The organism is Neorhizobium sp. JUb45 (genome assembly GCF_004343585.1).
GTDB lineage: Bacteria > Pseudomonadota > Alphaproteobacteria > Rhizobiales > Rhizobiaceae > Neorhizobium.
In genome coordinates, this window is sequence record NZ_SLYW01000002.1 from 406941 (window position 1) to 420270 (window position 13330).

Here is a 13330-nt window from a genome sequence, read left to right on the forward strand (position 1 = left end):
TCCCCTCCGGCGCACCATTTGAAGAGAAGAAGGTACCAACATGCTCAAGAGCAAAATCGGCCGCCCCTCGCTGAAGACTGTCCTCCAGACCACGACCGTCGCAGGCCTTGCCGCGGTCATGCTTTCGACCGGTATCCCTGCCCAGGTCGTCCAGTCCTTCGCAGCCCCGGTTTCCGTCACCGCGCCGCAGGTTCCAAGCTTCGCTGATGTCGTATCGGCAGTTTCTCCCGCCGTCGTTTCCGTTCGTGTCCAGTCCGACACGGAAACCGCATCCAACGATGAGCGTGGCGGTGGCAACGGTTTTTCCTTTGGCGGCCGCGGTTTTGAAAATCTCCCGGAAGACCATCCGCTGAAGCGCTTCTTCCGCGAATTCGGTGGCGAGCAGGGACCTGGTGGTCCGCAGGCTGGCCCGCGTGGCCGTGATCGCGCCGAGCGTGGTGGCCCGCAGCGTCCGCATCACCTGCGTCCGACCGCACAGGGCTCCGGCTTCTTCATCTCCGAAGACGGTTATGTCGTCACCAACAACCACGTCGTGTCCGACGGTTCGGCCTATACGGTCGTGCTGAATGACGGCACCGAGCTGGATGCCAAGCTGATCGGCAAGGACAGCCGCACCGATCTCGCCGTGCTGAAGGTCGACGCTTCCAGCCGCAAGTTCACCTATGTCAACTTCGCCGACGACAACAAGACGCGCGTCGGTGACTGGGTGGTGGCCGTCGGCAACCCGTTCGGCCTCGGTGGCACTGTTACCGCCGGTATCGTGTCTGCCCGTGGCCGCGACATCGGCTCCGGTCCTTATGACGATTTCATTCAGGTGGATGCCGCCGTCAACCGCGGCAATTCGGGTGGCCCGACCTTCAACCTCAATGGCGAAGTGGTCGGCATCAACACCGCGATCTTCTCGCCGTCCGGTGGCAATGTCGGCATTGCCTTCGCGATCCCTGCCTCGACCGCCAAGGATGTGGTCGCCGACCTGATGAAGGACGGCAAGGTAGAGCGCGGCTGGCTCGGTGTGCAGATCCAGCCGGTCAACAAGGATATCGCTGAAAGCCTCGGCCTGTCCGAGCCCAAGGGCGCGCTGGTTGTTGCCCCGCAGGAAGGCTCTCCGGGCCTGAAGGCCGGCATCAAGCAGGGTGACGTGATCACCGCCGTCAATGGCGACCCGATCAACGACGCCCGCGATCTGGCCAAGAAGGTTGCCGCCTTTGCGCCGAACACCAAGATTGATGTTTCGATCTGGCGTGACGGCAAGGCGCAGTCCGTTCCGGTGACGCTGGGTAACATGGCGGCTGACGAAGCAGTCAAGGCCGACAACTCCACCGAGGAAGACACCAAGCCTTCGACCGAACAGGCGCTGGCAAGCCTCGGCATCAGCGTGCAGCCTTCGGTAGAGGGGACTGGCCTGACGATTACCGACGTTGATCCGGACTCCGAGGCTGCCTCGCGCGGCATCAAGGAAGGCGAGACGATTACCTCGGTGAACAACCAGGAAGTTTCGACCGCCGCGGCGCTCAACAAGGTGATCGCCCAGGCCAAGAAGGACGGCCGCACCCGCGCGCTGTTCCAGGTCGAGGCCAACGGATCGAGCCGTTTCGTGGCGCTGCCGATCAACGAAGGCTGATCTCTCGTCAGACCTTAAGTGAAACGGAGGCGTCCGAACGGAGTGGTTCGGGCGCCTTTCATGTTCAAGGGAGCCGTGCCGATGGACATCAATCGCGATCAGGATGTGGGGACAGAGAAATCCGGTTTTACCGAAGCCTCGGGCGAGGTTATTGTCCCGCACATGAAGATTCTGGTGATTGAAGACGATCTGGAAGCCGCCGCCTATATGACGAAGGCTTTTCGCGAAACCGGCATCGTGGCGGATCACGCCAGCGATGGTGATAGCGGTTTGTTCATGGGCACGGAAAACGCCTATGACGTGATGGTCATTGACCGCATGTTGCCACGTCGCGACGGGCTTTCGGTGATTTCCGAACTGCGCAAACGCGGCATCAACACGCCGGTGCTGATCCTTTCCGCTCTTGGACAGGTGGATGACCGCGTGACCGGCCTGCGCGCCGGCGGCGATGATTATCTGCCAAAACCCTATGCTTTTTCCGAGCTTCTTGCCCGCGTGGAAGTGCTGGGGCGCCGCAAGGGTACGCCGGAACAGGACATGGCCTACCGCGTCGGCGATCTCGAACTGGATCGTCTGAGCCATGAGGTGAAGCGGGCGGGCAAGGAAATCCTGCTGCAGCCGCGCGAATTCCGCCTGCTCGAATATCTGATGAAAAATGCCGGCCAGGTGGTGACCCGCACCATGCTGCTCGAGAACGTCTGGGACTATCATTTTGACCCGCAGACCAACGTCATCGACGTGCATGTGTCGCGGCTGCGCTCGAAAATCGAGAAGGATTTTGACAGACCCCTGCTCAAGACCATTCGCGGCGCCGGCTATATGATCAAGGACGAGGCGTGAACCGCTTTTTGACCCGGCTTCGGCTGATGTTCCGTTCGACGGCCGTGCGGCTGTCCGGCCTCTATATCGTGCTGTTTGCGCTCTGCGCCGCGTTTCTCGTCTTTTATGTCACGGCAATGTCGGAACGGCTGCTGGTGCAGCAGACCCGGCAGACGGTGCAGGAAGAAATCGCCGATATTCAGCGCGCCTATGAACGAGGCGGCGTCAACCTGCTTTTGCGCATCATGGAACGGCGTGCCCGCCAGCCGGGCGCCAATCTTTATGTCATTGCCGGGCCGAATGGCGAAATGCTGGCCGGCAATGTCGCTTCGGTGCAGCCGGGCATATTGGAGACGGCTGGCTGGACGGAACGGCCGTTCACCTATGAACCCTATTCGGAATCGACCCGGCCGGGGCGCCATTTCGCCATTGCCAATGTGCAGCAGCTGGATAACGGTCTGCGCATGATGGTGGGCCGCGACCTCGGCGATCCCAGCCGTTTTCGTTATATCGTGCGGCAGGCATTGATGGTGGCGCTGACCATCATGGGCGTCGGCGCGCTGATCATCTGGTTCGGCATCGGCCGCAATGCCCTGAAGCGCATCGACCGGATGTCTGCGGCGAGCCAGAAGATCATGGCGGGTGATCTTTCGCAGCGGCTGCCTGTGGGGCGTTCCGGCGACGAGTTCGACCGCTTGTCGGCCAATCTCAATGCCATGCTGGAGCGGATCGAAAAGCTGAACGAGGGCCTGCGGCAGGTTTCCGATAACATCGCCCATGACCTGAAGACGCCGTTGACGCGGCTGCGCAACAAGGCGGCCGATGCGCTGGGCGAAAGCGACGACACGGTGCGCCGCAATGCGCTGGAAGGGATTATCGGCGAATCCGACCAGCTGATCCGCACCTTCAACGCGCTTTTGATGATTTCGCGTGTCGAGGCGGGGTCGATTGCGGCGGAAATGACGCCGGTCGATCTTTCCGCCATTTCGGCCGATAGCGCCGAGCTTTACGAACCGGTGGCCGACGAGGCGGGGCTGGAGTTGACGACGGAGATCGAGCCGGGCCTGACCGTCAACGGCAATCGCGAACTGATCGGCCAGGCAATCTTCAACCTGATCGACAATGCCATCAAATATGCCGCGGAAGCCGAGGGCGAAAAGAAGATCGTCGTGAAGCTGGTCAAGGCGGCCGATGGTCTGCGGCTTTCCGTGTGCGACAACGGGCCGGGTATTCCAGCCAACAAGCGCGATGCGGTCAAAAAACGGTTCGTGCGGCTGGATGAAAGTCGTTCGAAGCCGGGGACGGGGCTTGGGCTTTCGCTGGTCGAGGCGGTGATGGAACTGCATGGCGGCGGGCTGGAGCTTTCCGCGACCAATGGCGACGATGCGGATGTTCCGGGTCTCACGGTGACGATGGTGTTTCCGGTGGTGAAGGGGTGAGGGGCTGATAAAAGACCCCGCCCCAAACCCGACCGGGGCGAGCCACGTGTCTCGCCCGTCCTTCGGACCCCTACAAGGGGGAGGGGCTTAACCCAGCCGATCCGCCGAAGTGAATTGAGGCGGACCGTTGCGGCAAATTTTCTCCCCCTTTGTGGCGGGGTCCGAAGGACGCCGGCAGGCCAGAGGGGGACTTGCTTCACGAGGGGCGTCTCGGTTTCCCTTGATTGGCGCGGCCTTCTCACACCAGAGGCGGCGCCAGGTTCATCAGCAGGACCATCACCAGTCCCACCAGTGAGACGATCGACTGGATGACCGAAATGGTCGCGGTCGCTTCTCCCATCGACATGCCAAAACTTTCCTTCACCAGCCAGAAGCCGGCATGGTTGGCATAGTTGAAGAACAGCGAGCCGCAGCCGATCGACAGCGCCAGAAGCGAGGTGTTGAGTGCCGGATCGCCACCGGCGAGTGGCGCAAGCAGGCCCGAGGCGCCGACGATGCCGACCGTGGCCGAACCGGTCGAGACCGACAGGAGCATGGCGATCGACCAGCCGAGCGCCAGAGGCGACAGCGAGAACTGCTGGCTCATATGCATGATCGCATCGCCGACCTTGGCATCGGTCAGCACATGCTGGAAGGCACCGCCGCCGGCGATGATCAGCAACACGTTGGCGATCGGCTTGACGCTGGCCGACATTGAATTGCGCAACTCTTCCGTATCGCCGCCGCGACCCCAGATCAGCACGGACGCCGCAAACAGCACGCCGATCAGCATGGCAATCGCCGGATCGCCGAGGAAATCGGTGACGGTGAGGATTGCCGAATCTTTTGCGAAGATCAGTTCGGCGACGGCATGAAAAAGCATCAGCACGGCGGGCAGCAGCGCCGTGAGCAGGCTGATGCCAAGGCTTGGCGGGGTTTGCGCCGGTCTGGCGTCCGGTTCGGCCTCGTTGGCAGCCTTGACGGAAAACTGGTCGATCAGCGCCTGGTCCGGCCTGACCTTCAGGCGCGGGGTGACAATGGCGCCATAAACGGGTCCGGCAAGGATGATCGCCGGAATTGCGGCGATGAACCCGTAAAGCATGGTGGCGCCGATATTGGCCTTCAGCGAGGCAATCGCCGTCAGCGGGCCCGGATGCGGCGGCACCATGCCGTGCATGGCGGCAAGTGCTGCAATCACCGGCACGCCGACATAGACATAGGCCGAGCCCTTGATGGCTTTTGTCGCCTCAAGCTTGCGCGCAACGCTGAAGATCAACGGCAGAAGCACGACGAGGCCGACTTCGAAGAACATCGGGATGCCGATGACGAAGGCGGCGCCGGCCATGGCCCAGGGCAACATGCGCGTCGAGGTTTTTGCGATGATGAGGTTGGAAATGCCCTCGGTGACACCGCCTTCGGCAAGGATCTTGCCGAGCATGGCGCCGAGCGCGACCACGAGGCCGACCGCCCCGAGCGTGCCGCCGGCACCACTTTCGATCGACTTGATCAGCTTGTCGAGCGGCATGCCGGCAATCAGCCCGACGGCGATCGATGTGATGATCAGCGCGAGCAGGGGATGCAGCCTGATCTTCGAAACGATCAGCAGCACAAGGAAAACCACGCCGCCGACAGCGGTCGCGAGCAGCGCATAGTCTGAGGAACTCATAATCTCTCCCGAAGATATGACCTGCGGGCGTCGACCATTCCCGGTGACTCCTTTGCCGGGGCGATGGTGGAAGGCTGCAGGGGGTGGAGTTGAAAAACTCCGAGGACGCAGAACTGCAGTTAGATCGTTAAAATATGTGGTTCGTCAATAGTTGGTGTGCAATGCAATATTTCGGTCGCTTCCTCAAGCGTGCTTGCCGGGTTAGAACTGGCGAAAAGCAGAGGGAGGAAGATCGGTCATGAACAGCGGAAACCGGCTCGATACGGTGAAGGCGGATGCCATACGCCCGTTCAACAAGACCGAAGCCAGGGCGGCACTGGTGGCGCTGAAGGAGATGGCGGGCCAAGAGCCGGCCATCGCGGCGCTTTTGGCCGACGAAAGCCCGCTCAGGGATTTTGTCACCGCTGCCTTCAGCCTGTCGCCCTATCTGCGCGAGACGGCGACGATAACGCCCTCCATTCTTGCCGCCGCGATCACGCAACCGCTGGAGCCGCTGCTGGACAGTATTGTCGCGCGGGCGAGAAACTGCTGGAAGCCGGGTGGTGATGGCGCAATCCCTTCCGAAGCCGAGGTGATGATGGCACTGAGGCGTGCCAAGCGCGAGGCGGCCTTCGTGATCGCCATGGCTGATCTGGCGCGCATCTTTACCGCTTTCGACACCACGCGCTGGCTGACGGCACTGGCGGATGCGGCCGTTGCCGCCTCGATCGATCATCTTCTGCTCAATGCCCATGGTGCCGGCAAGCTGACACTGGCCGTTCCCGACCAGCCGAGCCTCGGCAGCGGGCTTGCCGTGATCGGCATGGGCAAACATGGCGCCGGCGAGCTCAACTATTCTTCCGATATCGATATCGTCGTGTTTTACGAGATCGATACCGGCACGCTGCCCGATCCGCTGGATGCCTCGGAAACCTATGGGCGGTTGATGCGCCGGCTGGTGCGGATCCTGCAGGAGCGCACCGGTGAGGGTTATGTGTTCCGCACGGATCTCAGGCTTCGTCCCGACCCCGGATCGACGCCGCTTGCCGTCTCCATGGACGCGGCGATGATCTATTACGAGGGCAGGGGCCAAAACTGGGAGCGCGCCGCCTATATCAAGGCGCGGCCGGTGGCCGGTGATATCGCGGCCGGCACGCTGTTCCTGAAACAGCTGCAGCCTTTCGTGTTTCGCAAATATCTCGATTATGCGGCGATTGCCGACATTCACGGCATCAAGCGGCAGATCCATGCGCACAAGGGGTATGGCGACATTGCGGTCAAAGGCCATGACGTGAAGCTCGGGCGCGGCGGCATCCGCGAAATCGAGTTTTTCGTGCAGACGCAGCAGCTGATTGCCGGCGGGCGGATGACGGCGCTGCGTTCGCGCCGCACCGACGAGACGCTGGCGGCGCTGGCGGAAGCACGCTGGATCACGCCCGTGGTGGAACGCCAACTGACGGCTGCCTACTGGTTCCTGCGCGATGTCGAGCACCGTATCCAGATGGTGCGCGACGAGCAGAGCCACAAACTGCCGACCACCGAGACCGAGCTGAAGCGCATCGCGTTGATGATGGGCTTTGACGACGTGGCCGGTTTTTCAGGCCGTGTCGATACGGTGCTGCGGACGGTGGAGCGCTGTTATGCGCGGCTGTTCGAAAAGGAGACCGAAGGCGGCGAGGCAAAGGTTTCGCTGGTGTTTGCTGGCGGCCAGGACGATCCGAAGACGCTGGAATGGCTGTCCAAGGTCGGGTTTGAGCGGCCCTCCGACATGTCGCGCGTCATTCGGGCCTGGCATGCGGGGCGCTACCGCGCCATGCAATCCGCCGAGGCACGCGAGCGGCTGACGGCGCTGATGCCGGACCTTCTGAGCGCCTTTGCCGCCGGCAAGCGACCGGACGACGTGCTTTTGCGTTTCGACAGTTTTCTGTCCGGTCTTCCGGCCGGCATCCAGCTGTTTTCGCTGCTGGGCAGCAATCCGGCGATCCTGACGCTGCTGGTCACCATCCTCTCCTCGGCACCACGTTTGGCGGATATCATCGCGTCGCGTCCGCATGTGTTCGACGGGTTGCTCGATCCGCGGCTGATGGCGGAAATGCCGACTAAGGCCGAGATGAAGGGGCGGCTTGGCAATTTCCTTCAGAACGCTGGCCACCATGAGGACGTGCTGGACCGGCTGCGCATCTTTGCCGCCGAACAGCGGTTTCTGATCGGTGTGCGGTTTCTGACCGGGGCGATTGCCGCGGATGTCGCGGCGCGTGCCTTTACCGAACTGGCCGATCTGCTGATCGAACAGGCGCTGGCCGCCGTCATTCGCGACATGGAGACGGCGCACGGAAAATATCCGGGCGGGCGGGTGATCGTGCTCGGCATGGGCAAGCTTGGCAGCTATGAACTGACGGCGGGTTCGGATGTCGATCTGATCCTGCTCTATGACTATGACGACAGCGCCGACGAATCCGATGGGCCAAAGCGGCTCGACTCGATGCGCTATTTTTCGCGGCTGACGCAGCGCCTGATCGCAGCGCTGTCTGCGCCGACGGCGGAAGGTGTTATTTTCGAAGTGGACCTGCGCCTGCGCCCCTCCGGCAACAAGGGGCCGGTGGCGACGCGCATCAATGCGTTCGGCAAATATCAGCGGGAAGAGGCCTGGACCTGGGAACATCTGGCGCTGACGCGGGCGCGGGTGATTTGCGGCGATGACAGTTTGCGCAATGAGGCGGACGCGATCATCGACGAGGTGCTGGCGCAGAAACGCGACGTGGCCAAGGTGACGGCGGAAGTGGCGGAAATGCGGGCATTGATCGCGCAGGAAAAGCCGCCCAAGGATATCTGGGATTTCAAGCTTATCGCTGGCGGTCTGGTCGATATCGAGTTCATCGCCCAGTATCTGCAGCTGATTGCGCCGGCTCGGGGAGAAGATATCGATATGGGCGGGATGAGTACGGCCGAGGCTTTGGCAGCATTGGGCGAGCGGATGATGGTGCCGGGCGATCTCGATACCGCGCTGGAGGCCCTGAAACTGTTTACGGCGCTGTCGCAGACCGTGCGGTTGTGCATCGACGGCGATTTCGATCCGCGCGAGGCGCCGCAGGGGCTGGTCGAGCTGCTGTGCCGGGTGGGGGATTGCCCCGATTTGAAATCGCTTGAGGGCGAGGTGAAGCGGCTGTCGAAGGCGGGGCGGGAGATTTTTGGACGGGTGGTGCGGGTTTAAGCTGCATGGCTGTTTGATTTTTTGGACGGACGGTGCCGCTCAGCCGATCTCCCCCCATGTGGGGGAGATGCCCGGCAGGGCAGAGGGGGGTGATCTAGGCGCAAACGCCGAATTGGATTCACCTGCCGCACTGTTGCTTACCCCCCTCTGTCACCTTTCGGTGACATCTCCCCCACATGGGGGGAGATCGAAGGGAGCAAGCCGGACCGGCCGAGTATTCTGATGTGTCCGAGCCTCAGCCCGCCCGCCTGCGCATCGTCAGCGCCGGCAGTTGCTGATGCGGGATGAACAGCGACACCACGGTGCCCTTGCCCATAGAGGAGCGGATGCGCATGCGGCCGCCATGCAGTTTGACCAACGAGCGGGAGATGGCAAGGCCGAGGCCGGAGCCGCCCTTGCTCTTGGCATATTGGCTCTGCACCTGTTCGAACGGCTGGCCGATCTTGCTCATCGCTGCCTTGGGAATGCCGATGCCGGTATCGGCGATGGTCAGCATCAGGCCCTTTTCCGAACGATGCGCGCGCAGTTCCACATGGCCGCCCTTGTCGGTGAATTTGACCGCATTGGACAGGATGTTGAGCAGGATCTGTTTCATGGCGCGGCGATCGCCGACCATGGACAGGCTTTCGGCGAGGCGGTGGTTGACGCTGACGCCCTTTTCCTGGGCGAGAATGGCGGTGAGACGCAGGCTTTCCTCGATCAGCGGCGTCAGATCCATCCGCTCGGCCTGTACCATCATATGGCCGGCCTCGATCTTCGACATGTCGAGAATGTCGTTGATGACGTTCAACAGATGTTTGCCGCTGTCGTGGATGTCGCGGGCGTATTCGCTGTATTTCGGCGAACCGACCGGGCCGAACATGCCGTTTACCAGAACCTCGGAGAAACCGAGAATGGCGTTGAGCGGCGTGCGCAGCTCGTGGCTCATATTGGCGAGGAATTCCGATTTCGCCTTGTTGGCGGCCTCGGCGCGTTCCTTTTCCGCCTGGTAGTTGCTGTTGGCCATGGAAAGCTCGGCCTTCTGGCGCTCCAGCTTCTTCTGCGAGGAGGACAGATCGCCGATCGTCGCCATCAGGCGGCGTTCGCTTTCGCGCAGGCGCTCCTGGTTGCGTTTGAGAAGCGAGATATCCGTGCCGACAGAAACCATGCCGCCATCACGGGTGCGGCGCTCGTTGATCTGCAGCCAGCGGCCATCGGCAAGCTGGACTTCGGTCGTGCGCGAAAAGCCGCTGATATCGGGATCGGCAACACGGCGTTCAACGACGGGGCGGGCAGCGGCCAGCATCAGCTTGTTGCGCTCGGTGCCGGGCACGAGAACATTGTCGGGAAGTCCGTAGGCCTGCTGGTAGTGCTCGTTGCACATCACCAGCCGGTCGTTCTTGTCCCACAGCACAAAGGCTTCCGAGGTGCATTCGATTGCATCGGCAAGACGCTGGTCGGCCTCGGCGTAACGCTGGGCGAGACGATGCTGTTCGGTGACGTCCATGGCGATGCCGATGACATGGGTCTTGCCATATCCGGTTTCCATCACCTGCGCGCGGGCACGCATCCAGACGTAATGGCCAGCCGCATGGCGCATGCGAAAAACCTGATCGATCTGCTTGGCATTGCCGCGACCGACGGCGCGGGCCAGCGCGAACAGGTTACCATCGGCGGGGTGCATCATGCGGGCGGCATCGGAAAAGGTGAGCATGTTGTCGCCCGGCGGCAGGCCGAGCATTTCGTACATCGAGCGCGACCAGTAGAGCCGGCGGTTCGGCAGGTCGAAATCCCAGAGGCCGCAGCGGCCGCGCGACAGCGCGGTTTCGACGCGCAGATTGGACTCGAGAAAGATCTCGTCGGCATCGCGGGCGCGCTTCACCTGCATGTAATAGGCATAAAGCACGATCAGCAGGATGGCGGAGATGCCGGCAAACAGCGTGACGTTGAGCGACACCTGCTGGCGCCACAATGCATTGGCCTCGACCAGCGACTGGGCAGAGATGATCAGACCGCCATCGGTGCCGACCGGACGGATGGCGGCGTAAAGCGGCATGTCGTCGAAGACGGTCTCGATGATGCCATCCTGATCATCGAAACGGCGGACGGTGGCGGTTTCCGGCAAAAGCGCATCGAGACGGCGGCCAATATAGGCGGATGCGCCGGGTGAACCACCGAAGATGGAGCCCGATGCATTGACGAACATGATGAACGCGCCTGGCTCGAACCGGTATTTTGGCAGGAACGCGAACAGGCGTGCCTCGGCCGCAGCGCGGTCGCTTCCGACAAAACTCTGGGCGTTGCCGGAAAAGGCGGCACTGGCGGTTGCGGCGACAAGGCGTGTGGTTTCGCGCGAGGCGCCCTGCAGGCGGTCATGTTCCGACACCAGCGCCAGCAGACGCGAGGCGGCGATGACCATCAGGAAGGCCATGATCAAAAGCGGGATGGAGCGCTTCAGGAAAAGCTCGGCTCGGGGGATGCGGCTGGACAGAATCGGGCGCAAGGACAGGCCGCCGCCGGACAGCGCGCTGCGGAGGGCAGTGAAGACAGGAAATTTGAGACGCAGCCGTTCATCGGCTGCGGTTGCCCGCTGCACGTTCGCCATAGTGACCGTTCGTTTGATCTCGTGGTGATTCGCAATGCCGCTTGCGAACTGGAGCCAGTGAATCATTAGTGATTCTTCATGTCCAGAGGGGCGGTAACAATTTTTTAACGAATTGATTCCGTTATGATTATTACCGACTCGCCAGAATGGTCGACGGCCTGCTCATGAAGCGGCTGTCTGCCGCCGTGCTTCACCACGCATCGCGGCAATAGAGATCACCGCAAGGATGAGGATGGCTGCGCCGTAGAAATAGGCGGTGGCTGGCAGGCCGAAAACCGGTGCGGCAAGACCCGCCAGGATCGCCGGCAGTGCGAAGGCCAGATAGCTTTCCACCAGGAAGGCGGCAAACAGGCCGGCGCGTTCATGCGCCTGCGCCAGTGGCATGACGATTTTCAGCACATTGGAAAAGATCGAGCCGAAACCGAGGCCGGCAATGGCCGTACCGAGGAAAAGCACGATGACCGCCTGTTGCTCGATGCCGATGAGCGTGACGATAACGCCGGCAATCAGACCGCTCGTGCCGGCAAGCAGCGCCCGAGCCGGAGCCAAGGCGCGGAATGCGAAGACCGATGCCGTGGCGCTGAGCATCAGCGTGGAGACGACAGCGGCGCCGACAAAAGGCGAGTGGATGCCGGTAACCGTGGCGACCAGCGACGGCATCAGCGAGAGGTAAAACCCGCCGAGCGACCAGCAGGCGATGTTGACCGGGCTGAGACGCAACAGGGCGGCGCGCGCATTGTGCGGCACATGCACATTGGGCTTCAGCGCCGCCATGGCGCCCGGCCGGCGCTGGGTCGTTTCGGGCATCAGCGGCAGCGCGGCGATGCCCGAAAGCGTGAGGGCAAGCAGCAGAACATAGATGGCCTGCGTCGGATAGGGCGCATAGGCGGCCAGCGCGCCACCGGCAAGCGTGCCGAGAAACAGGCCGATAAAGGCGGTGACGCTGTTGAGCAGCGGGCCATGTTTCGAGCCGCTGTCGAGAATGGTGGCGCCGAACGTGGGCAGGGCGATGCCGGTGGCGACGCCCTGGAGCATGCGGGCGGCAATCAGCATGCCGGCACTGTCGGCAGTGATGAAGATGGCCAGCGCTGCCGCGTTGAGTGCAAGCGCCAGCAGGATCAGAGGGCGCCGGCCGAGATAATCCGACAGGCTGCCGAATACCAGCAGAGCGGCCAGAAGCGCAAAGGCATAGGATCCGAAGATCAGCGTCACCATGCCCGAGGAAAGATGGAAAAGATCCTGATAGAGATGATAAAGCGGGGTCGGCGCACTGCTGGTTGCCGAAATCAGCACGCTGAAAACAAAGCCGTAAGCCGTCATGCGGGCCGAGGCTGGGAGCAGGTTGGTCATGTGGGTTGCCTTAATGCAAAACATTAGCTTTAAGGTGATGTAGTGGATTTTTGGCCTTAATGCAATATATTTGCGTTAGTGGAAAATGCTGCCGTGTGTGGCGGAGAGTGTGATGGCGAAGGAAATGATCCGGCAGGGTGGGCGCAGCGCCCGTATTCAGGCAGAGGTGCACAGCGCCGTGCAGGCTTTGTTGAAGGGCATGGACCGCGCCGAGATCACCGTGCCGATGATTGCCGAGAAGGCGGGAGTGACGCCCTCGACCATCTATCGGCGCTGGGGCGATCTTTCCGATCTGCTTGCGGATGTGGCGGTGGCGCATATGCGACCGATCGCGGATCCGGAAGACACCGGTGCGATGGAAAGCGACCTCGAAGCCTTCATCCTGCAATATGCCGAGGAGATGTCGTCCAAGGTGGGGCGGCAAATGCTGACGGATGTCCTGTCCGGCGGCAACACGGCGGCCATCAAATGCTGCGGTTTTACCAACCAGCATCTGGAAACCCTGCGCGCAAGAGCACTGGCTCGCGGCGAGGGTGATCTCGACGTGGAGCGGGCGATCGACCTGATCATCGCGCCGATCGTCTACCACATCCTGTTCGGCGACCGCGAACCGTCAGCGGATTATTGCCGCGGCCTGATTGCGCGTTTTCTCAAGACGTAACGCACAAACGAAAAACGCCGG

Annotated in this window: 8 protein-coding genes; 5 read left to right on the top strand and 3 right to left on the bottom strand. The window is 62.0% G+C overall.

Annotated elements, in window-relative coordinates; all coding sequences use genetic code 11:
* Positions 1–40 precede the first annotated feature (40 nt).
* The 3 genes from EDF70_RS08685 (at position 41) to EDF70_RS08695 (ending at position 3879) form a co-directional block, all read left to right on the top strand.
* Positions 41–1621 (top strand): Do family serine endopeptidase, encoded by a 1581-nt coding sequence (locus tag EDF70_RS08685; protein WP_132272955.1) that lies wholly within the window; start codon positions 41–43, stop codon positions 1619–1621.
* 162 nt (positions 1622–1783) lie between these two features.
* A complete protein-coding gene (locus tag EDF70_RS08690; RefSeq protein WP_165932009.1) occupies positions 1784–2461 on the top strand; it encodes a response regulator transcription factor in 678 nt (225 codons plus the stop codon).
* 26 nt (positions 2462–2487) lie between these two features.
* The gene (locus EDF70_RS08695; RefSeq protein WP_165932010.1) at positions 2488–3879 is read left to right on the top strand and encodes a HAMP domain-containing sensor histidine kinase; all 1392 of its coding nucleotides are present in this window, start codon (positions 2488–2490) and stop codon (positions 3877–3879) included.
* Positions 3880–4117: 238 nt separating this feature from the next.
* Here the strand turns inward: EDF70_RS08695 and EDF70_RS08700 are convergent, their stop codons facing one another.
* Positions 4118–5524, bottom strand: coding sequence for a gluconate:H+ symporter (locus tag EDF70_RS08700; protein ID WP_132272956.1), 1407 nt, complete (start codon positions 5522–5524; stop codon positions 4118–4120).
* A gap of 238 nt (positions 5525–5762) precedes the next feature.
* Between EDF70_RS08700 and EDF70_RS08705 the strand changes: the two genes are divergently transcribed.
* Positions 5763–8714, top strand: coding sequence for a bifunctional [glutamine synthetase] adenylyltransferase/[glutamine synthetase]-adenylyl-L-tyrosine phosphorylase (locus EDF70_RS08705; RefSeq protein WP_132272957.1), 2952 nt, complete (start codon positions 5763–5765; stop codon positions 8712–8714).
* 235 nt (positions 8715–8949) lie between these two features.
* Here EDF70_RS08705 and EDF70_RS08715 read toward each other — a convergent pair whose 3' ends face one another.
* Positions 8950–11298 carry a PAS domain-containing sensor histidine kinase gene (locus EDF70_RS08715; RefSeq protein WP_132272959.1) on the bottom strand — a complete coding sequence of 783 codons (2349 nt, stop codon included), beginning with the start codon at positions 11296–11298 and terminating at the stop codon, positions 8950–8952.
* 162 nt (positions 11299–11460) lie between these two features.
* Positions 11461–12648, bottom strand: coding sequence for an MFS transporter (locus EDF70_RS08720; protein ID WP_132272960.1), 1188 nt, complete (start codon positions 12646–12648; stop codon positions 11461–11463).
* Between the two features lie 109 nt (positions 12649–12757).
* Between EDF70_RS08720 and EDF70_RS08725 the strand changes: the two genes are divergently transcribed.
* Positions 12758–13309 (top strand): TetR/AcrR family transcriptional regulator, encoded by a 552-nt coding sequence (locus EDF70_RS08725; RefSeq protein ID WP_132273693.1) that lies wholly within the window; start codon positions 12758–12760, stop codon positions 13307–13309.
* Positions 13310–13330: the final 21 nt, after the last annotated feature.